Origin of the sequence: Herbiconiux sp. SALV-R1 (assembly GCF_013113715.1) — a bacterium.
GTDB lineage: Bacteria > Actinomycetota > Actinomycetes > Actinomycetales > Microbacteriaceae > Herbiconiux.
In genome coordinates, this window is sequence record NZ_CP053344.1 from 2,127,220 (window position 1) to 2,147,696 (window position 20,477).

Annotated in this window: 20 protein-coding genes; 10 read left to right on the forward strand and 10 right to left on the reverse strand. The window is 70.0% G+C overall.

From position 1 onward, the window contains the following. Nucleotides 1–42 precede the first annotated feature (42 nt). Entirely contained in the window at nucleotides 43–1,542 is a 1,500-nt protein-coding gene (locus tag HL652_RS10215; RefSeq protein WP_171705224.1) for a CoA-acylating methylmalonate-semialdehyde dehydrogenase, read from the reverse strand. Between the two features lie 154 nt (nucleotides 1,543–1,696). Here HL652_RS10215 and HL652_RS10220 point away from each other — a divergent pair, with 154 nt between their 5' ends. Then, entirely contained in the window at nucleotides 1,697–3,583 is a 1,887-nt protein-coding gene (locus HL652_RS10220; protein ID WP_171705225.1) for a DNA recombination protein RmuC, read from the forward strand. 336 nt (nucleotides 3,584–3,919) lie between these two features. Here HL652_RS10220 and glpX read toward each other — a convergent pair whose 3' ends face one another. Continuing rightward, nucleotides 3,920–4,903, reverse strand: coding sequence for a class II fructose-bisphosphatase (gene glpX / locus HL652_RS10225; RefSeq protein WP_171705226.1), 984 nt, complete (start codon nucleotides 4,901–4,903; stop codon nucleotides 3,920–3,922). Between the two features lie 93 nt (nucleotides 4,904–4,996). Beyond that, nucleotides 4,997–6,334, reverse strand: a complete 1,338-nt coding sequence (locus tag HL652_RS10230) for a four-carbon acid sugar kinase family protein (protein WP_171705227.1) — start codon at nucleotides 6,332–6,334, stop codon at nucleotides 4,997–4,999. Nucleotides 6,335–6,474: 140 nt separating this feature from the next. Between HL652_RS10230 and fbaA the strand changes: the two genes are divergently transcribed. Together fbaA and HL652_RS10240 are read left to right on the forward strand one after the other, a co-directional pair. Then, complete coding sequence (gene fbaA / locus HL652_RS10235; RefSeq protein ID WP_171705228.1) at nucleotides 6,475–7,500, forward strand: class II fructose-bisphosphate aldolase; 1,026 nt, start codon at nucleotides 6,475–6,477, stop codon at nucleotides 7,498–7,500. Between the two features lie 88 nt (nucleotides 7,501–7,588). Next, the gene (locus tag HL652_RS10240) at nucleotides 7,589–8,197 is read left to right on the forward strand and encodes a DUF6264 family protein (protein ID WP_171705229.1); all 609 of its coding nucleotides are present in this window, start codon (nucleotides 7,589–7,591) and stop codon (nucleotides 8,195–8,197) included. 7 nt (nucleotides 8,198–8,204) lie between these two features. On the opposite strand, the gene HL652_RS10245 is transcribed toward HL652_RS10240, so the two are convergent. Then, entirely contained in the window at nucleotides 8,205–9,239 is a 1,035-nt protein-coding gene (locus tag HL652_RS10245) for a 4-hydroxy-3-methylbut-2-enyl diphosphate reductase (RefSeq protein ID WP_171707285.1), read from the reverse strand. 121 nt (nucleotides 9,240–9,360) lie between these two features. Between HL652_RS10245 and xseA the strand changes: the two genes are divergently transcribed. The 5 genes from xseA (at nucleotide 9,361) to HL652_RS10270 (ending at nucleotide 13,720) form a co-directional block, all read left to right on the forward strand. Next, a complete protein-coding gene (gene xseA / locus HL652_RS10250) occupies nucleotides 9,361–10,599 on the forward strand; it encodes an exodeoxyribonuclease VII large subunit (protein ID WP_171705230.1) in 1,239 nt (412 codons plus the stop codon). A 24-nt stretch (nucleotides 10,600–10,623) separates the two neighbouring features. Continuing rightward, on the forward strand, nucleotides 10,624–10,842 hold the full coding sequence (locus tag HL652_RS10255; RefSeq protein WP_171705231.1) for an exodeoxyribonuclease VII small subunit: 219 nt from the start codon (nucleotides 10,624–10,626) through the stop codon (nucleotides 10,840–10,842). An 8-nt stretch (nucleotides 10,843–10,850) separates the two neighbouring features. Beyond that, on the forward strand, nucleotides 10,851–11,543 hold the full coding sequence (locus HL652_RS10260) for a DUF4245 domain-containing protein (RefSeq protein WP_171705232.1): 693 nt from the start codon (nucleotides 10,851–10,853) through the stop codon (nucleotides 11,541–11,543). Continuing rightward, nucleotides 11,540–12,211: a carbonic anhydrase gene (locus HL652_RS10265; RefSeq protein WP_171705233.1), complete on the forward strand. Its 672-nt coding sequence runs from the start codon at nucleotides 11,540–11,542 to the stop codon at nucleotides 12,209–12,211. The genes HL652_RS10260 and HL652_RS10265 overlap by 4 nt, the downstream gene beginning before the upstream one ends. Nucleotides 12,212–12,349: 138 nt before the next feature. Further along, on the forward strand, nucleotides 12,350–13,720 hold the full coding sequence (locus tag HL652_RS10270; protein ID WP_253743863.1) for a class II fumarate hydratase: 1,371 nt from the start codon (nucleotides 12,350–12,352) through the stop codon (nucleotides 13,718–13,720). A 262-nt stretch (nucleotides 13,721–13,982) separates the two neighbouring features. On the opposite strand, the gene HL652_RS10275 is transcribed toward HL652_RS10270, so the two are convergent. The 4 genes from HL652_RS10275 to HL652_RS10290 all read right to left on the reverse strand — a co-directional run bounded on the left by HL652_RS10275 (nucleotide 13,983) and on the right by HL652_RS10290 (nucleotide 17,786). Beyond that, nucleotides 13,983–14,459: a prepilin peptidase gene (locus HL652_RS10275; RefSeq protein WP_171705235.1), complete on the reverse strand. Its 477-nt coding sequence runs from the start codon at nucleotides 14,457–14,459 to the stop codon at nucleotides 13,983–13,985. 90 nt (nucleotides 14,460–14,549) lie between these two features. After that, a complete protein-coding gene (locus HL652_RS10280; RefSeq protein ID WP_171705236.1) occupies nucleotides 14,550–15,167 on the reverse strand; it encodes a dihydrofolate reductase family protein in 618 nt (205 codons plus the stop codon). An 84-nt stretch (nucleotides 15,168–15,251) separates the two neighbouring features. Continuing rightward, the gene (locus tag HL652_RS10285) at nucleotides 15,252–16,622 is read right to left on the reverse strand and encodes a PhoH family protein (protein WP_171705237.1); all 1,371 of its coding nucleotides are present in this window, start codon (nucleotides 16,620–16,622) and stop codon (nucleotides 15,252–15,254) included. Nucleotides 16,623–16,997: 375 nt separating this feature from the next. Further along, entirely contained in the window at nucleotides 16,998–17,786 is a 789-nt protein-coding gene (locus HL652_RS10290; protein ID WP_171705238.1) for an isoprenyl transferase, read from the reverse strand. Between the two features lie 51 nt (nucleotides 17,787–17,837). On the opposite strand from HL652_RS10290, the gene trhA reads away from it, so the two are divergent. Next, complete coding sequence (gene trhA, locus HL652_RS10295; protein WP_171705239.1) at nucleotides 17,838–18,620, forward strand: PAQR family membrane homeostasis protein TrhA; 783 nt, start codon at nucleotides 17,838–17,840, stop codon at nucleotides 18,618–18,620. A 24-nt stretch (nucleotides 18,621–18,644) separates the two neighbouring features. Here trhA and HL652_RS10300 read toward each other — a convergent pair whose 3' ends face one another. Next, complete coding sequence (locus HL652_RS10300; protein WP_171705240.1) at nucleotides 18,645–18,986, reverse strand: hypothetical protein; 342 nt, start codon at nucleotides 18,984–18,986, stop codon at nucleotides 18,645–18,647. Further along, nucleotides 18,983–19,894 carry a mycothiol conjugate amidase Mca gene (mca, locus tag HL652_RS10305; RefSeq protein WP_171705241.1) on the reverse strand — a complete coding sequence of 304 codons (912 nt, stop codon included), beginning with the start codon at nucleotides 19,892–19,894 and terminating at the stop codon, nucleotides 18,983–18,985. Before mca ends, HL652_RS10300 begins: the two co-directional genes overlap by 4 nt. Before the next feature lie 155 nt (nucleotides 19,895–20,049). Here mca and HL652_RS10310 point away from each other — a divergent pair, with 155 nt between their 5' ends. Beyond that, nucleotides 20,050–20,454 carry a DUF4307 domain-containing protein gene (locus tag HL652_RS10310; protein ID WP_171705242.1) on the forward strand — a complete coding sequence of 135 codons (405 nt, stop codon included), beginning with the start codon at nucleotides 20,050–20,052 and terminating at the stop codon, nucleotides 20,452–20,454. Nucleotides 20,455–20,477 lie beyond the last annotated feature (23 nt).

Below are 20,477 nucleotides of genomic sequence, written 5' to 3' on the forward strand. Positions count from 1 at the left end.
TGCGCGGGCCGGTCTGAGTGGGCCGGCCCGCGCATCCGCCGGTCAGTTCTGCGGGAAGCCGAGGTTGATGCCGCCGTGCGAGGGGTCGAGCCAGCGCGAGGTGACCGCCTTCTCCTGCGTGAAGAAGCGGAAGCCTGCCAGACCGTAGGCCTTCGAGTCGCCAAAGATGGAGTCTTTGACGCCGCCGAAGGAGTGATAGGCGACCGGCACCGGGATCGGCACGTTGATGCCGATCATGCCCACCTCCACCTCGTTCTGGAAGCGGCGGGCCGCTCCCCCATCGTTGGTGAAGATGGCGGTGCCGTTGCCGTAGGCACCGTTGTTGATGAGGTCGACGCCCTCCTCATAGGAGTGCACGCGCACGACCGACAGCACCGGGCCGAAGATCTCATCGAGGTACACCGCGGAGCTCGTGGGCACGTTGTCGATGAGGGTGGGGCCGAGCCAGAAGCCGTCGGCCTCGCCGTCGACCTCGACCCCGCGACCGTCGACCACGACGGTGGCGCCGTCGGCGTTCGCGACGTCGATGTAGCCGGCCACCTTGTCGCGGTGCACCTTCGTGATGAGCGGGCCCATGTCACAGGAGCGGCGGCCGTCACCGGTCTTCAGTCCCGCCATGCGCTGCTGGATCTTCGCGACCAGCTCGTCGGCGATGGTGTCGACGGCGACCAGCACGCTGATGGCCATGCAGCGCTCACCCGCCGAGCCGAAACCCGCGTTGATGGCGGCGTCGGCGGCGAGGTCGAGGTCGGCGTCGGGCAGCACCAGCATGTGGTTCTTCGCGCCGCCGAGCGCCTGCACCCGCTTGCCGTTGCGGGCAGCGGTCTCGTAGATGTAGTGGGCGATGGGGGTGGAACCGACGAACGAGATGCTCTTGACGTCGCGGTGCTCGAGCAGCCCGTCGACCGCCTCCTTGTCGCCGTGGAGCACGTTGAAGACGCCGTCGGGGAGGCCGGCCTCCTTGAACAGGGCGGCGAGCCAATTGGCGGCGCTCGGGTCTTTCTCGCTCGGCTTCAGCACGACCGTGTTGCCCGCGGCGATGGCGATCGGGAAGAACCACATCGGCACCATCGCCGGGAAGTTGAACGGGCTGATGATGCCGACGACGCCGAGAGGCTGCTTCAGCGAGTAGACATCGACCCCGGTCGACACGTTCTCGGAGTATTCGCCCTTCAGCAGGTGCGGGAACCCGGTGGCGAGCTCGACGACCTCGAGGCCGCGTGCGATCTCGCCCGCCGCGTCGGAGAGCACTTTGCCGTGCTCGCTCGTGAGGATCTCGGCGAGCTCTCCTCGGCGGCTGTTGAGCAGCTCACGGAAGGCGAACAGCACCTGCTGCCGCTTCGCGATGCTGGTGTCGCGCCAGCCAGGGAAGGCTGCTTTCGCCGCTGCCACGGCCGCGTCGATCTCGGGGCCGTTCGCGAGGGCGACCTCTTTGGTCTGCACACCAAGGGCGGGGTCGTAGACCGGGGCGGTGCGGCCGCTCGTGCTCACGAGTTCGGCGCCGGAGACCCAGTGGTTGACCACGGGGAGCGTGTCTGGCATGGTTCCTGCTTCCGTAACAAGGCGTGGCCGGCACTCGACGGCCCGTTCATTGGAGGCAAGCCTAGGTGCTGCCACCGACATCGGACAGGGCGTTTTCGACGGCCCCGCGACGAGCCGCCGACCCGATGTCGGTGGCTGCTGCCACACTTGCTGCATGGAAGCCCTCCTCCCCCTCCTCCTCGGTCTGGTCATCGGCCTCGCGCTCGGCGTGGTCGGCGGCGTTCTGGTCGCTCGTACTCGCCGAACGGATGCGCGGGGCGGGTCAGACCCCGCTCTCGAGAGCGCCCTCGCCGAGCGAACGGCCGACCTCGCGGGGGTCCGCGCCAAGGTCGAGCAGCTGGTCGAGGAGCGCTCCACGCTGCAGGCGCGTCTCGCCGCGGTCGACGCGACGGCCCTCGCCCTGCGCGAGCAGGCCGAGTCGACGGCGCTCGCGCACCGCGAGCAGCTCGCGCAGAGCCGTGAGCAGGCCGAGGCCGTCTCCGCGGCCCATCGCGAGCAGACCGCCGCCGCGCGGCAGCAGTTCGAGCAGCAGCTCGCCTTCGCGCAGGAGCAGGCGCGGCAGCGTCTCGCCCAGCAAGACGAGCAGTACCGCGCGCAGATCGCGGCGCAGGAGGAGCGGCTCACCGACTTCCAGGAGCGCTTGCGCGCCCTGAAGGAGGCCGAGGCGGCCCGCATCGAAGAAGACGGCAAAGTGCTCGTCGCGCTGAGCCCCGTGCAGGAGAGTCTCAAGGCCGTGCAGGCGAAGGTCGTCGAGCTCGAGGCCCAGCGCCAGCAGCAGTACGGCGAGCTGTCGCAGCAGCTGAAGTCGGCGACGGAGTCGGAGGAGCGCCTGCGTTCGACCGCCGAGTCGCTCGCCTCCGCGTTGCGCTCGAACAGCACCCGCGGGGTGTGGGGAGAGACGCAGCTGCGGAGCGTGGTGGAGGCCGCCGGTCTCATCGAGCGGGTCGACTTCGACGTGCAGACGTCGATCGTGAGCGACGCCGGGGCGGGGCGGCCCGACATGGTGGTGCACCTGCCGGGCGGCAAGAACATCGCCGTCGACGCCAAGGTGCCGTTCGACGCCTACCTTGAAGCCTCGGCCATCCCCGCTTCGGCCACCGGAGCCGAGGGCGATCGGCGCGCCCAGCTCATGAAGAAACACGTGAAGGCCCTGCGCGACCACATCACGGCCCTCGGCAGCAAGGGCTACTGGAACGGCCTGGAGGCCTCGCCCGAACTCGTCATCGCCTTCATCCCCAGCGAGTCGTTGGTGTCGAGCGCCCTCGAGGCCGACCCCGGCATCATGGAGTTCGCCTTCGGCAAGCGCGTCGCGCTCGCCTCACCCGTCACCCTCTGGTCGGTGCTCAAGACCGTCGCGTTCTCGTGGCAGCAAGACGTGCTCACGCAGGAGGCGCGTCAGCTGTTCGACCTCAGCCAGCAGCTCTACACGCGCCTCGGCAAGACGGCCACGCACATCGACAAGCTGGGCCGCACCATCGACCGCACCGTGAAGGACTACAACGCCTTCATCGGCTCCTTCGAGCGCCAGGTGTTCCCCACCGCCCGCAAGCTCGGGGCACTCTCGAGCGAGAGCCTGTTCCCCGAGCTCACCACCCTCGAGGAGTCGCCGCGCGAGATCGCGGGTCACGAGCTCCTCGCCGAGCTCGAGGCCGCCACCCCCGCAGCCCTCGACGCTGTCGCCCACGCCCACGACGCCGCTGGCGACGAGAGCACTCCTAAGCGCTCGCGCAGCTCCTACCGCACCCCGCGCGCAGGCGCGAAGCAGCCCGCCGGTGATGCTGCCGGTGAGGATGCTGACGTCGAGGCGAGCACCAGCGCTTCAGCCTCCGACTCCGACACGGCCGGGCCGCTCGAGCAGAGCGACGACGAGCGCACGGCCGAGGTCGAGCGCACGGTCGCCGAACTCGACGCCCTCGGGGGTGGTGCTCCGCGGCGCGACGCCGACTACCTCGCCCACGAACACGACGCCCTCGTCGTCGAACTCGAGATCAACCTCGACGACGACCGCCCCACCGGCACCACCGGCCCCCGCCTCATCTAACCCCGGCCCGACCCGACCGCCGGCCGCGTCACCAGACCGCCGCACCGACCAAGCCGCCCAGGTTCGCAAGGTAAACGGGCGGCTTTGTCGTGTCGGCACTTGTCGGGCCCGGCCCCAGCACCCATGGCCACGTGCGCAGGCACAAGCCACCGCCGGCGGGCGCGCTACTTCAGCCGCGCTCAGTGGTCGGCAGCCGGCGGTCGGTAGTCGGCAGCCGGCGGTAGTCGGCAGCCGACGGTCGGTAGTCGGCAGCCGGCGGTAGTCGGCAGCCGGCGATCGGCGGTCGGCTGCGAGGTTTTCGGCGGTGCGGCCGGTGTTATGGGGCCGGGGCGGGGGCTAGAGCCACTTCTCCAAAAGGTGGTCGGCCTCGATGCGGCGGATGGTGCCGGAGTGGGAGCGGAGCACGATCGACTCGGTGCGGATGATGGGGCCGAGGCGCTTGACGCCGGCGACGAGTCCGCCGTCGGTGACGCCGGTGGCGACGAAGAAGGTGTTGTCGCCCTTCACGAGGTCGTCGGCGGTGTAGAGCTTGTCGACGTCGAGGCCGGCGTCGATGCCCTTCTGGCGCTCCTCGTCGTTTTTGGGCGCGAGCCGCGTCTGGATGAACCCGCCGAGCGCCTTGATGGCGCACGCCGTGGCGACACCCTCGGGGCTGCCGCCGATGCCCACGCACATGTCGATGCGCGTGCCGTACCGCGCGGCGTTGATGCCGCCCGCGACGTCGCCGTCGAGCATGAGCCGCGTGCCGGCGCCGGCGGCGCGGATCTCGTCGATGAGCGGCGCGTGTCGCGGCCGGTCGAGCACGGCGACGCGGATGTCGCCGACGTCTTTGCCCTTCGCCTTCGCCAGCGCCCTGATGTTGTCGCCGATCGGGCGGTCGATGTCGATCACGCCGATGCCGTCGGCGTCGGTGACGATCTTGTTCATGTAGAACACCGACGACGCGTCGAGCATGGTGCCGCGGTCGGAGACCGCGAGCATCGAGATCGCGTTCTGGCGCCCGGCGGCGGTGAGCGAGGTGCCGTCGATCGGGTCGACGGCGATGTCGCACGATGGGCCGCGGCCCGTGCCGACGTGCTCGCCGTTGAAGAGCATCGGCGCCTCGTCTTTCTCCCCCTCGCCGATGACGATCACGCCGTCGAAGTCGACCGTGCCGAGGAACGCGCGCATCGCGTCGACGGCAGCCCCATCGGCGGCGTTCTTGTCGCCCTTGCCGATGAACGGCTGCGCCCGGATGGCGGCGGCTTCGGTCGCGCGCACCAGCTCCATCGCCAGGTTGCGGTCGGGGTGGGCGTAGAGGGGTGCGGAGTCCGCGGTCATCGTGGTCCTTCCAGAACAAGATCAGATCAGCGCGTGATCACGCCATGACGCACGTGGAAAGGCGGCAAGCCGCCGTGCCGTGCCGATTCCACACTACCGGGAAGGCTTCACCCCGACCGCGTCGAGCACCCGCACGAGGGTGAGCTCGTCGCCCACGTTCCCCGGCACCACCACGTACAGCAGCGACCGCCCGTCGACCGCGGTGAGCCGCCACACCGACACCCCGGGCAGCACCTGCCCGAGCACCGTCGCCGACCGCGCCCCCAGCCCCACGCGCGCCACCTCGGCCGAGGTGATGCCCCCCTTCGACACCACGACACCCACGTCGGGCAGCAGCGACCTCACCGCCGCGGTGAGCGCCTCCATCACCCGTTCCCCGTGATCGAGCGTGTTGTGCTGCGCCGACCTCACGCGCTCGGTCGTCACCACGGCCAAACTCCAACTGGCGAGCTGTGAGCGAGCAGCGCCCGCGGCGCGCAGCCCCTCCTCAGCGGGAGCCGCGAGTGCCCTGTCGGTGTCGATCACCGCGAACGAGCCCCACGACCGCTCCACCTCGGCGAGCTGCGCCGTCGCCCCCGCCGTGTGCGACCCGCACACGAGCAGCGCGGCGAGCGGCTGCGCACCGGCGCCCAGCCCCGAACCGGCGACCGGAAGGGCACCGGCGCCCGGCACCAACGGCTCCAAGGGCACCGACAGCAACCCCGTGCTCTCCACCCCCGCCAGCACCGCCGCGAGCGGCGACGCGCTCCGCACCACCACCGCACGCCCGCCCTCACGGGCCTCGCGGATGGCCCGGGCGATCAGCCGGATGTCATCGTTCGTCTCCGCATCCGGAACCACCACCGACCCCGCGGCGACCGACAGCAGAAGGGACGCGAGCGCCCCCGGCTCCGTCCGCAAACGCCCGAGGGGGAACGGCACCCCGACCCGCGACGACTTCGACGCCACGTAATCGACCAGTCGCGCCGTCGCGAACGGGAACACCGGGTCGGCGGCGAACTCCGTCTCGTGCGCCGGCAGCGTCTCCCCGTTCACCGTGACATAGTGCACCCCGTCGACCGTGGTGCGCCCACCATCGGGAAAGGCGGGAACGAAGACGAGCACCGCATCCGCATCCGTTCGCAGGAAGACCTCGCACTCGGCGAAGACGTGCCCCCGCAGCGTCGAGTCGCCCCGCAGCACGAACTGCATCTCCTCGCCGAGGGCCTCCCCCGCGCGAAGACTCAGATCCCGGATGCGCGTCACCAGCTCGACCGCAGCATCCTCGTCGATCGCCCGCGAGTTGGTGAGCAGGTAGACGCTGTCGTGCTGCGAGAGCGTCTCGGCGAGGAGCGCTGCGTCGAGCGGGTCTGCGGAGGTCGCGAACAGCACGGGCACGTTCGTCGCCGACTGCGTTCCGGTGGGGTCGTCGTCGAGGATGACGGTCTTCATGGCGCGGCCTCCTGGCAGAAGGGTCGGAGCTTCCAGGCTAGAGCCCTGGCGGCGCCTCGGCGGCCTGGCGCGCATCGCTAGACTCGGAACCGAACGGCACCGGCCGGCGCGACGCTTCCGCGCCCACCAAAGGAGATGACATGCCCATTGCAACCCCCGATGAGTACGCAGAGATGCTCGACAAGGCGAAGGCCGGCGGCTTCGCCTACCCCGCCGTCAACGTCTCCTCGTCGCAGACCCTGAACGCGGTGCTGCAGGGCCTGGCCGAGGCCGGTTCCGACGGCATCATCCAGGTCACCACCGGAGGTGCCGACTACTTCGCAGGGCACACCGTGAAGGCCCGCGCCACCGGCGCCCTCGCTTTCGCCGCCTTCGCCCACGAGGTGGCGAAGAACTACTCCGTCAAGGTCGCACTGCACACCGACCACTGCCCCGAGCCCGCCCTCGCCGACTTCGTGATGCCTCTCATCGCGGCCTCGGAAGAGGAGGTCAAGGCCGGCCGCAACCCCATCTTCCAGTCGCACATGTGGGACGGATCGGCCATCCCGCTCGACGACAACCTCCGCATCGCCGAAGACATGCTGAAGCGCACCAAGGCCATCAACGCCATCCTCGAGGTCGAGATCGGCGTCGTCGGCGGCGAAGAAGACGGCGTGAGCCACGACATCAACGAGCACCTCTACACCACGCTCGACGACGCCATCAAGACCGTCGAGGCCCTCGGCCTCGGCGAGAACGGCCGCTACATGGCAGCCCTCACCTTCGGCAACGTGCACGGCGTCTACAAGCCCGGCAACGTGAAGTTGAAGCCCGAGCTCCTCAAGGAGATCCAGGACGGCCTCGCCGAAAAGTACGGCCACGGCCCGAAGCCGCTCGACCTCGTCTTCCACGGCGGCTCGGGCTCGACCGACGCCGAGATCGCCGAGGCCGTCGCGAACGGCGTCGTGAAGATGAACATCGACACCGACACCCAGTACGCCTTCACCCGCTCCATCGCCGGCAGCATGTTCACCGGCTACGAGGGTGTGCTGAAGGTCGACGGCGAGGTCGGCAACAAGAAGCTCTACGACCCCCGCGCCTGGGGCAAGGTCGCCGAGACCGCCATGGCCGCCCGCGTGGTCGAGGCCACGCAGCAGCTCGGCTCGGCCGGCCACTCCTCCAAGTGACCGAGCGGATGCTGCGCCTGGTCTCGCCGGCGCAGCATCCGTCTCCCCGGTCAGAACAGCGATCGATCAGAAGGATGCGACACCCCGCGTGAGCGACGAACGACCGAAGCCGAAGTACGGAGAGCTCGCCCCCGAAGGCTGGGTGTGGCAGCCGCCCCAGGAGCGGCAGCCCGAGAGCGCTCCGACGGCTCCCCCGGCCCCCTCACCCACGGGCCCGGCTTCCGCGGGGCCGACGTCGCTCGCGCAGCAGCCCTCCCGGCAGCCCGCGTCGCAGCACTGGGCGGCGCCCACTCCCGGAACCGAGGTGCCCGGTGCAGCCCCCGCACCCCGCCGCGGCGACCGCATCGCGACGATGGTGCTGCTCGTCATCGGCGCCTTCTGGAGCGTCAACACAGCGTTCGGCATGTTCAGCCTGCCCGCCGCGCTGCAGCAGGCCATGGACATCCTCGGCATCAGCGGCACCTACACGGCCTACGACACCGCCAACTCGGCGGGAGTCACCGGCGGGGTGCTCACGCTGCTCACCTTCGCTCTCACCGTGCTCTACTCACTGCGGCGGTTGCGCGCGAACAAGCTCGCGTTCTTCATCCCGATCATCGGGGCCGTCGTGGCGTTCGTCATCAGCATCGTCGTCTACACGATCGCGATGACCGCCGACCCGGCGCTCATGGACGGGTTGCTGCGCACGGCGCCCTAGCGGCGGCTCAGGCGCGGTGGCGCCCGCCGAGGGCGCGCGAGTCGCGCTTGCCCGAGGTGTCGCGGCGCAGCTCCTTGGGGAGCGAGAACACGAGGTCTTCCTCAGCCGTCTGCACGGTCTCGATCTCGCCGTAGCCCGCGCCGGCGAGGTCGTCGAGCAGCTCCTGCACGAGCACCTCGGGAACCGATGCGCCCGAGGTGACGCCGACGGTCTCGACGCCGTCGAGCCACTCCTGCTTGACCTCGTGGGCGTAGTCGACGCGGTAGGCGGCCTTCGCACCGTACTCGAGGGCGACCTCGACGAGCCGCACCGAGTTCGACGAGTTCGCCGACCCCACCACGATGACGAGGTCGGCGCCCTGCGCCACCTTCTTGATCGCGACCTGTCGGTTCTGCGTGGCGTAGCAGATGTCGTCGGAGGGCGGGTCTTGCAGGTTGGGGAACTTCTCGCGCAGGCGCCGCACCGTCTCCATGGTCTCGTCGACCGAGAGCGTGGTCTGCGACAGCCACACCACCTTGTCGGGGTCTTTCACCTCGATGTCGTCCACAGCATCCGGACTGTTGACCAGCGTGATGTGCTCGGGCGCCTCACCTGCGGTGCCCTCGACCTCTTCGTGGCCCTCGTGGCCGATGAGCAGGATCTCGAAGTCGTCGCGGGCGAAGCGCACGGCCTCGCGGTGCACCTTGGTGACGAGCGGGCAGGTCGCGTCGATGGCCTGGAGGCCGCGGTCGGCGGCGCCCTGCACCACCGCCGGCGAGACGCCGTGGGCCGAGAAGACGACATGGGCGCCCTCGGGCACCTCGTCGACCTCGTCGACGAAGACGGCCCCGCGCTTCTCGAGCGTGGAGACGACGTGCACGTTGTGAACGATCTGCTTGCGCACGTAGACCGGAGCGCCGTAGTTCTCGAGTGCCTTCTCCACAGCCACCACTGCGCGGTCGACTCCTGCACAGTACCCCCGAGGGGCCGCCAGGAGCACACGCTTCTGACCGGCCACAGGGTTATCCTTGAGCCGGTTGCGCGCGCCGGGGATTCTCGGCATGGGCAGGCTGATGGTCGTCGCAGTGCTCACCCTAGAAGTCTACGTCGGCCTGACTGTGCGCCGGCCGATCATGCCGCGCCGGTTCCGGCGCCGCCGACCATCCCTCTGAAGGAGATCCATCGTGAGCGAGACGCCCGCCTTCGTCTCGGGCCCGCCCACGCTCGAGAACCCATGGCCCGTGGGCGAGCTCGCGCAGAAGGTGCGCGCCTACATCGACCGGCTCGGCACCGCGTGGGTGGAGGGCGAGATCACCCAGTGGGGAGTGTCGGGCGGCAACGTCTACGGCAAGCTCAAAGACCTCACGGGTGACGCCACCATCGGGTTCACCGTGTGGTCGTCGGTGCGGGCGAAGATCCCGGCCGACCTCAAGCAGGGCGACCACGTCATCGCCCTCATCAAGCCGAACTACTGGGTGCGCGGCGGCACGCTCACCATGCAGGTCTTCGACATGCGCCACGTGGGCCTCGGCGACCTGCTCGAGAAGCTCGAAAGACTGAAGGCGCAGCTCGCCGCCGAGGGCTTGTTCTCGCCCGAGCGCAAGCGCCCCCTTCCGTTTCTCCCGAGCGGTGTGGGCCTCATCACCGGCAAAGACAGCGACGCCGAGAAAGACGTGCTGCGCAACGCCCAGCTGCGCTGGCCCTCGGTGCGGTTCGAGGTGGTGCACGCCGCGGTGCAGGGCGACCGCACGGCCCGCGAGGTGGCGCGGGCGATCGCCCGGCTCGACGCCGACCCCGCCGTCGACGTCATCATCGTCGCCCGGGGCGGCGGCGACTTCCAGAACCTGCTCGGCTTCAGCGACGAAGCGGTGGTGCGCGCCGCGGCGGCGGCCACCACGCCCATCGTCAGCGCCATCGGCCACGAGGCCGACACCCCGCTGCTCGACCTCGTCGCCGATCTGCGCGCGTCGACCCCCACCGATGCCGCCAAACGGGTAGTCCCCGACGTCGGCGAGGAGCTGAGCCGGGTGGACCAGGCCAGGTCGCGCATCCGGAGCCGCATCTCCCACCTGGTGTCGGTGCAGGTCGACCGGGTGGAGCAGATCCGCTCGCGGCCGGTGCTCGCGAACCCGCGGTGGATCGTCGACTTCCGCTCCGAAGACCTCACGCGCTTCGTCGCCCGCGGCGACGAACTCGTCACGCGCGCCATCGAGCGGGAGGGCGACCGCGTGCGCGAGCTCGCCGGGCACCTGCGGGCCCTCTCGCCCCAGCGCACGCTCGACCGCGGGTACGCCATCGTGCAAGACCGCGGCGGCCACATCGTCAGAACAGCGGATGCGGCGCCCGAGGGCGCCTCGCTCACCGTCACCGTCGCCGAGGGAGCCTTCGACGCCGTGTCGTCGGGCGCTCGCAGCGACCGGTGACCTCGAAACGTTAGGATTGTATACATGCCCACCACGCCCGCGTCCGACGTGCAGACGCTGAGCTATGAAGAGGCTCGCGACGAGCTCATCCGGGTGGTCGGAGAGCTCGAGCAGGGCTCCTCCACCCTCGAGCAGTCGCTCGCGCTCTGGGAGCGCGGCGAGGCGCTCGCCTCCCGCTGCGAGGAGTGGTTGCTCGGCGCCCGGGAGCGGCTCGACGCCGCCCGCAAGTCGGCCGGCGAGTAGGAGGCGAGATGGCGAAGAACACCGAGCGACGCGTCGTCGCCGAACTGGGCCGGCCGGAGACTCCCGAGGAGGAGGCGGCCCGCAAGGCCGAGCAGTCGCGGCTGTACCGCGACCGCAAGACGCTGCGCAACCTCCTCTACGCCCTCCTGGTCTCGGTGGGGCTCGTGGCGGCCATCGTCATCCTGGTGCCGCGCTCCGAGGAGTCGCTGCTGCAGCCCGTCGACTACGCCCAGGTCGCCGCCAGCGCCCAGAACGCGGTGCCGGTCCCCCTCGCCGTGCCCGAGCTGCCCGAGGGCTGGTCGGCGAACGCCGCCGAACTGCGCACCGCCACCGCCGACCAGGTGGTGTCGTGGTACATCGGTCTCATCTCCCCCGACAACCAGTACGTCGGGCTCACCCAGGCGCTGAACGCCAACCCGAGCTGGGTGTCGGAGCAGGTGAACCGGGGAATCCCGTCGGGCACCGTCGACATCGACGGCGTCAGCTGGACGGTGTACGACAACCGCGCCACGGCCGCCGGCGGCACCGACCTCGGCAACGTCGAGTACGCGCTCACCGCCGAGGCGGGCCCCACCACCTACATCGTCTTCGGCACCGCCTCTGACTCCGAGATCGCCGAGGTCGCGGCGTCGATCACCGGCAACCTTCGCGACCAGCCCGCCACGGCACCCGCCGAAGACACCACGGAGGACAACGGATGACCCCGCCCGACAGCGACTTCGCGACCGACCCGCAGCCCACCACCCCGGCGCGCGTCTGGGCGACGATGCAGCGCGGCAACGCCCGTTTCGTCGGGGGCACGCCGAAGCATCCGCGGCAAGACGTCGAGACGCGTGCGACGCTCGCGAACCTGCAGACGCCGCGCGCCGCCCTGTTCGGCTGCAGCGACTCCCGTCTCGCCGCCGAGATCATCTTCGACCTCGGCCTCGGCGACCTGTTCGTGGTGCGGAACGCCGGTCAGGTCGTCTCCGACTCGGCGCTCGGCAGCCTCGAGTACGCCGTCGAGGTGCTCGGCGTCTCGCTCATCGTCGTGCTCGGCCACGACTCCTGCGGCGCCGTGCGCGCTGCCATCGACTCCCAGCTGCCCGGCGCCGCTCCCCTGCCGGGGCACATCCGCGGGCTGGTCGACCAGATCGTGCCCGCCATCTCGCAGCTCTCGCCCGAGCGCGACGCCGAGGGTGCCCTCGTCGCCGAACCGGATGCGGGGGCCGTCGGCAAGGCCCACCTGCGGGCGACCGTGGGCAAGCTGCTCGAATCGTCGGAGATCATCAGCGCCGCCGTCGCCGACGGCCGCTTGGGCATCGTCGGCGCCAACTACCGCCTGGCGGAGGGGCGCGCCGTCGCGCACGTCTCCATCGGCGACCTCTGAGCCCGCCTGCCCCCACCGACCGAAGACTTCGACAAGCCACAACACCAGAGCTGCCGCGCGCGACAGCCACGAGGAAAGGACGACCACACAGTGGTGGACAACGCTCCCAGCACCGAATTCCGCATCGAGCACGACACGATGGGCGAGGTGAGGGTTCCGGCCTCGGCGCTCTACGGTGCGCAGACGCAGCGGGCCGTCGAGAACTTCCCGGTCTCGGGTGACGGGCTCGAGCCCGCGCAGATCGCGGCTCTCGCTCGCATCAAGAAGGCCGCGGCGATCGCCAACGCCCGCCTCGGCGTGCTCGACCAGGCCATCGCCGACGCCATCGCGGCCGCCGCCGACCGCGTGGTCACCGGTGAGTTCGACGACACCGACTTCCCGATCGACGTGTACCAGACCGGGTCGGGCACCTCGTCGAACATGAACATGAACGAGGTGCTGTCCTCCCTCGCCTCGGCGTCGCTGGGCTCGAAGGTGCACCCGAACGACCACGTGAACGCGTCGCAGTCGTCGAACGACGTCTTCCCCACCTCGGTGCACGTCGCCGTGACGGGTGCGCTCATCCACGACCTCATCCCGTCGCTCGAGCACCTCGCCGAGGCGCTCGAGGCCAAGTCGACGCTCTGGGCCACCGTCGTGAAGTCGGGCCGCACCCACCTCATGGACGCCACACCTGTCACCCTGGGCCAGGAGTTCGGCGGCTACGCCGCGCAGATCCGTCTCGGCATCGAGCGCGTGAAGTCGGCGCTCCCCCGCGTCGCCGAGGTGCCGCTCGGCGGCACTGCTGTCGGCACGGGTATCAACACGCCCGCCGGCTTCCCGCAGCTGGTCATCTCGCTGCTCGCCGAGGAGACGGGCCTGCCCATCACGGAGGCCCGCGACCACTTCGAGGCGCAGGGCGCGCGCGACTCGCTGGTCGAGGCATCCGGTGCCCTGCGGGTGCTCGCGGTGTCGCTCACCAAGATCTGCAACGACCTGCGCTGGATGGGCTCGGGGCCGAACACGGGCATCGGTGAGCTGCACATCCCCGACCTCCAGCCCGGCTCGTCGATCATGCCCGGCAAGGTCAACCCGGTCATTCCCGAGGCGGTGCTCATGGTCGCGTCGCGGGTGATCGGCAACGACGCGTCGATCGCGTGGTCGGGTGCCTCGGGCGCGTTCGAGCTGAACGTCGCGATACCCGTGATGGGCACGGCGCTGCTGGAGTCGATCCGCCTGCTGGCGAACTCGGCGGTGCTGCTCGCCGACAAGACCGTCGAGGGGCTCGAGGTGAACGTGGAGCGCGCTCGCGCCCTCGCGGAGTCGTCGCCGTCGATCGTCACGCCGCTCAACCGCATCATCGGCTACGAGGCGGCGGCGAAGATCGCCAAGCACTCCGTGGCTCGCGGCATCACCGTGCGCGAGGCGGTCATCGACCTCGGCTTCGTCGAGCGCGGCGAGGTCACCCTCGAGCAGCTCGACACCGCCCTCGACGTGCTCTCCATGACCCGCCCGCCGGTCGCGAAGTAGCCGCGCGCCTGGCGCGCGAGCGCCGCACCCGCACCTCCTTTCCGAACGACGGAGTCTCGGCCCCCCACCGGGTCGAGACTCCGTCGTTCGGTGTTTTCGGCCCGAAACTCCGTCGTTTCGGGGGCCGCCGGCGGCCCCGCCCCCGAACTCGATGGAGCCCGCGGCCGACACGCCGCCCGAACTCCATCCGGTTCCGGATGCGCGGCACAACTCCATCGAGTTCGGCAGTGACATCGGGCACCCGGGGGCGGCGGATGCGGCGTCACGCGGCAGGCGGGAGGAGGACTCCGAACCAGAACCCGATGAGGAGCGCGGGCCCGAGCGGCACGCGGACGCGGGACCACCCGCCGACGCCGACGCGGGCGCCGGAGGCGGCACCCAGGAGGGCGGCAGCGACCACGGCGGAGGCCGCCCCCGCCGCCGCGAGCACGCGCAACGGCCCCAAGGCGTCGGTGAGGGCTGACGCGCCGGCGAGCCAGGCGAGCAGCTTCACGTCGCCGAGTCCCAGGCAGCCCGCCTGCCAGACCACCGCGCCGACGAGTGACGCGGCCACGAGCATCCCCACCGCCGCGGCGTCGCCCGTCGCGAACGCCACGGCCGCCGTGACCGCCAGCCCCGGAACGGTCAGCGCGTTCGGCAGCCGCAGTGTTCGCGCGTCGGCTCGAACGAGGGGGATGGTGGCCGCGGCGAGGTGGAGCAGCGGGAGCCAGTCGAGGGTGGGCGAGGAGAGGTCGAGCATCCGGGAACGGTAGGCCGCGCCCCGCGCGAGCGGGCATCCGTCGGCGAACCTGTGCAGAAAGGCGCCGCGACACGGGGCTGTGCAGGAGGCTCAGCCCATGTCGCCCGTCGTCACCGCAGGCCCGGGCCCGTACCGGAGCAGCAGCGCGCCGCTCTCCCCCGCGACGGGCGGTTCGAGCAGCGTCAGCCCGAGCGCGGGCCCGTCATCAGGGAACAGCCGCTTGCCGCTGCCCAGCACGATCGGGTAGACCCACAGGTTGAGCACGTCGAATAGCCCTGAAGCCACCAGCGAGCGGGAGAAGTCAACGCTGCCGATGACGTGCACCTCCTGGTGCCGCTCCCGCAGCGCGGCGATCTCGTCGCTCAGCGACGGCCCGAGCAGGTGCGAGTCGCGCCACGGCAGCACGGGTGCGCCGCGCGACGCGACGTACTTCGGAATCGAGTCGAACCGGCGCCCGATCTCCCCGTCGGGCCCGTCGACGTGCTGCGGCCAGTACGCCGCGAAGATGTCGTAGGTCGTGCCCCCGAGCAGCAGCGCATCCATCGAGCGGATGCCCTCCATCACCTGCTCGCCCATGCTCTCGTCGACCAGCGGCGCCTGCCACCCGCCGTACTCGAACCCGCCGCTCGGGTCTTCGTCGGGGCTCCCCGGCGCCTGCGCCACCCCGTCGAGCGTCGTGAACAGGTCGATCACGATCCTGCCCGCCATCTGCGCTCTCCTCCCCTTCGAGGCCACCAACGAACGGATGCGGCGCCGCCTCCCGCAGACACGGCAGGCAGCGCCGCACCAGGGTCACGCCAGCTCGTTCGACTCCAGCATCTCGGTGACGAGCGCGGCGATCGCCGAGCGCTCCGAGCGCGTCAGCGTGATGTGACCGAACAGCGAGTGGCCCTTCAGCGTCTCGATCACCGACGCGACACCGTCGTGCCGGCCCACCCGCAGGTTGTCGCGCTGCGCCACGTCGTGCGTCAGCACCACCCGCGAGTTCTGGCCGATGCGCGAGAGCACCGTGAGCAGCACGTTGCGCTCGAGCGACTGCGCCTCGTCGACGATCACGAACGCGTCGTGAAGCGACCGGCCACGGATGTGCGTGAGCGGCAGCACCTCGAGCATCCCGCGGTCGATCACCTCGTCGAGCACGTTCTGCGACACCAGCGAGCCGAGCGTGTCGAACACGGCCTGCGCCCACGGGTTCATCTTCTCGGCGGCGTCGCCCGGCAGGAAACCGAGCTCCTGCCCGCCCACCGCGTACAGGGGGCGGAACACCATGATCTTCTTGTGCTGCTGCTTCTCGAGCACCGCTTCGAGGCCCGCGCAGAGGGCGAGCGCCGACTTCCCCGTCCCGGCTCGACCTCCCAGCGAGACGATGCCGACCTCGGGGTCGAGCAGCATGTCGATCGCCACGCGCTGTTCGGCCGACCGGCCGTGCAGTCCGAACACGTCGCGGTCTCCGCGCACCAACTGGAACGAGCCGCGCCCGGTGACCCGCCCGAGCGCCGAACCGCGGTCGGAATGGATGACGAGCCCCGTGTTGATGGGCAGCTCGGCCACGACGGGCGACTCGAGCGACTCGTCTTCCCACAGCTTCGCCATCTGGTCGGCGCCGAGCGTGATGTCGGCCAGCCCCGTCCATCCGGAGTCGGGGGCGAGCTCGGCGCGGTACTCCTCGGCGGCCAGGCCGATCGAGGCCGCCTTCACGCGTAGCGGCAGGTCTTTCGACACGACGGTGACGTTGAGACCGTCGTTCGAGAGGTTCTGCGCCACGGCGAGGATGCGCGTGTCGTTGTCGTTCAACTGGAGCCCTGACGGCAGCACCGACATGTTCGAGTGGTTCAGCTCGACGCGGAGGCTTCCCCCCTCCGTGCCCACCGAGATCGGGAAGTCGAGACGCTCGTGCTGGATGCGCAGCTCGTCGAGGTTGCGCAGCGCCTGGCGGGCGAAGTACCCGATCTCCGGGTCGTTGCGCTTGGACTCGAGCTCGCTGATGACGACGACCGGGAGCACGACCGCGTGCTCGGCGAAGCGGAAGATCGCTTTCGGGTCAGACAGAAGAACCGAGGTGTCCAGTACGTAGGTCACCTCGGTCGTGTGCGTCGTGCTCGTCGTGCGGGTGGTGGGTGTCGCATCCTTTCCGGTGTTCGTCCTGCTGGGCTTCTGAGTCATGGGCTCGGCCACATCCACTCCAACCCCGGGCGCCAGGCGCTCGGTTCAGTAGGCGAGAGGGCCACGATCAGGTCGGTCGAAACGTACTTATGTGGCCGTCTCGATCAGGCGCCATGCCTGATGAGACGACGCTACGCCCGATCCCGGATGCGCGGGTTACGACACGCATCACAGTTGATTAACGCTGTGTTACACGGGTGTAATTCCGCCAGAACCGCACCACGAGATCGAAACGCAACAGGCCCTTCTCGACGACCCAGGGTGAGCGCGTCGCCGCGGAGTCCGACCGCAGGCCGGGCTCCGCGACGACACGCGAACATGTCGCCCGCGCCGCAGTAGCGGCGGCGCGGAAAAAAATACAGTCGCGCTGGAAGGTCAGCTACCGAACCTGCGCTGCCGCCGCGAGTAGTCGCGCAACGCACGGAGGAAGTCGACCTCGCGGATGTCGGGGCCGAGGGCCTCCATGAAGTAGAACTCGCTGTGGGCGCTCTGCCAGAGCATGAAGTCGCTGAGGCGCTGCTCCCCCGAGGTGCGGATGACCAGGTCGGGGTCGGGCTGACCGCCCGTGTAGAGGTGCTCGGCGATGAGCTCCTGGTCGATCGCCGCCTCCAGCTCGTCGAAGCCGTGGCCGAGTTCGCGGTGCTTCTGGATGATGCTGCGCACCGCATCAGCGATCTCCGAGCGCCCGCCGTAGCCGACGGCGAGATTGACGTGCAGGCCCGTGCGCCCCGCCGTGCGCGCCTCCGCACCGTCGAGCGCGGCGATGAGGGGCTCGGGCAGCCCGGCGTTCGAACCGACGTGCTTCACCCGCCAGTCGCGGTAGCGCGAGATGTCGTCGGCGAGGTCGGCGATGATCTCGATGAGCTCGGTGAGCTCCTCGCCGTCGCGGTTGGAGAGGTTGTCGGTGGAGAGCAGGTAGAGCGTCACGACGTCGATGCCGAGGTCGTCGCACCACACCAGGAACTCGCGGATCTTCGCCGCCCCCGCCCGGTGCCCGTGCGCCGCGGTGCCGAGGAGGCGCTGCTTCGCCCAGCGCCGGTTGCCGTCGAGGATCATGGCCACGTGCTTCGGCAGCACCTGTGCGTCGAGGTGCTGACGGATGCGCCTCTGGTAGAGACGGTAGAGGAGGCCTTTCCCGGCAGGCTGGCGTTTCGGCACACGCATACGTTACCCGCTTTCAGCGGGCGTGCATGGGAGCGGGGTTAGTGTGGGCACATGGCAGCACCCCACCGCCCCGACACCCACGAGAGCGCACTCGCGCCCTCGTCCGGCGCGACCGACCGCACGGCGCGCGACGGAGGGCCCGAGCTGCCGAAGATCCCGTTGCTGGAGGATGCGCTCGACCACCCTCCGGTCGAGACGAAGCCCACCTGGCGCGGCTGGATCCACGCCGGCATGTTCCCCTTCACCATCGCCGCGGGCATCGTGCTCATCTGCCTCGCCGACGGAGCGACGGCGAAATGGGCGAGTGCCGTGTTCATGCTCACCTCGATGATGCTGTTCGGCAACTCGGCGCTCTACCACCGCTTCGACTGGAAGCCGAAGACGAAGCTGCTGCTGAAGCGCATCGACCACTCGAACATTTTCCTGCTCATCGCGGGCACCTACACGCCGATCGCCCTCCTCGCTCTGCCGCCCGAGAAGGGCATCCTGTTGCTCAGCATCGTCTGGGCGGGGGCCCTGCTCGGCATCGGCTTCCGGGTGTTCTGGATCGGCGCGCCGCGCTGGCTGTACGTTATCCTCTATCTCGCGCTCGGCTGGGCGGCGGTGATGTACATCGTCGACATCCTGAACGCCAACGCGGCGTCGATGATCCTCGTCGTCACGGGCGGTGTCGCCTACACGATCGGCGCGCTCGCCTACGCGCTGAAGAAGCCGAACTTCTTCCCGGGGCGCTTTGGGTTCCACGAGGTGTTCCACACCTTCACGGTGATCGCTTTCCTCTGCCACTGGACGGCGATCCTGCTGCTGGCGATCAACCCGCCGTTCAACGGCTGAGGGTCACCGGCTGACGGCTGAGGGTCACCGGCTGACGCCCGGGGTGTCTCCTTCGGCGGCACCTGAACCGGGCCCCGCATCCGGCGTGCTCGGCGCGTTCTCCGCATCCGCCGCACTCTTCGCGGCAAGCTCCGCCTCGAGCTCCTCGCGCACCTGGGCCCGGTAGTTCACGCGGCGCACCCGGCGCACCATGTCGACGACGAGCAGGAGGGTCACCACCGCGACGCCGAAGGTGGCGATGAAGCCGATGACGCCGGGCGTGACCGAGTCGGGGTCGGGCGTCTCCGTGTCGGCGACGAAGGCAGCGACCGCCTGGAAGCCCGAGGTGAGCGTGGCAGCAACCGCGGTGAGAGCGATCGTGCTCATGCGCGCACCTCCTCGCTGCCGGGCTGTTCGTCGATGGGGGTGCCCACCGCATCCGTGTCGACGACGCCGTCGAACAGGTCGTTCTCGTCGTCGGTGGCGGGGATGCGCGACTTGGCGAGCTGGAAGTCCTCGAACGGCCAGGCACGCTTCTGCAGGTCGTCGGGCCAGAAGAAGAAGGGGTGGTCGGGCGCCACCTGGCTGGCGTGGGCGCGCAGGGCGGCGTCGCGGGTCTCGAAGAACTCGCCCGAGGGGATGCGCACGGTCGCCACGTACGGCCACTCCTCGGTGCGCCGCTCCCGCATCTCGGTGAGCTGCGCGAGGAACGGATGCTCGGGCGCCTCGACGCTCAACAGCTCGAACACGGCCTGGAAGCGCTTGGGGTTCATGATCTGGTCGTAGTAGAGCTTCGACACCGCCCACGGCTCGCCCAGCTCGGGGTAGGCGTCGGGGTCGGCGGCGGCCTCGTAGGCGCGGGCGGAGACCTCGTGGCAGCGGATGTGGTCGGCGTGCGGGTAACCGCCGTTCTCGTCGTAGGTCACGAGCACCTGCGGCTTGAACTCGCGGATGAGCTTCACCAGCGGCCCCGCCGAGATCTCGACCGGGATGACGCCGAACGCGTTCGTGGGGATGACGTCGTCGGAACCGGGCTCCTGGTAGCCCGAGTCGGCGTAGCCGAGCCAGCGGTGCTGGAACCCGACCACGGCCTGCGCGGCGGCCATCTCGACCCGTCGCAGGCCCGCCATGTCGCGCTCGGCCCAGGCCCGCGGCTCGAGCTTCTCGTTGAGCACGGAGCCGCGTTCGCCCCCGGTGCAGCTCACGACCATCACCTCGACGCCGCGGTCGAGATAGTAGGCATAGGTGGCCGCGCCCTTCGACGACTCGTCGTCGGGGTGGGCGTGAACGGCCATGAGGCGCAGCGTCAGCGGTCTCAACTCCTCGTTGTTGCGATTAGCCTTGATGTAGGCGCCTCCAGCTTAATCGCCCGCGCCTGACGTTCCGCCCCATCCGACCGTGCATCCCGACAGAGCATCCGACCGGGCGACCGACCACGAGAGGGTTCCGAGTGAGCACAGACCACGATCTGCTCGCCTCCCGCTACGGCCGCACCCCCGGTCGACGGATGCGCGGCCGCCTCATCGCCGGCATCGCCGGAGCGGGGGTGGCCGTGGTCATCGCGGCCTGGGTGGTGTGGGCGGGGCTCGACGGCACCAACGCCACGGTGGCGACGCAGGACACCGCGCACCGGGTGATCGACGACCGCAGCGTCGAGGTGTCGTTCGACGTCACCATCCCGGTCGGCGACACGGCGAGCTGCGTGGTGCAGGCACTCAGCGAGAAGTTCGCGGTGGTGGGCTGGAAGGTCATCGACGTTCCCGCCTCCGAGCGGGCGACGCAGTCGTTCAGCGAGCTGGTGCGCACCAGCGAACTGGCCACGACGGGTTTGATTTACGACTGCTGGCTCACATAGGCTTTCCTGATCGTCCGGGCCGG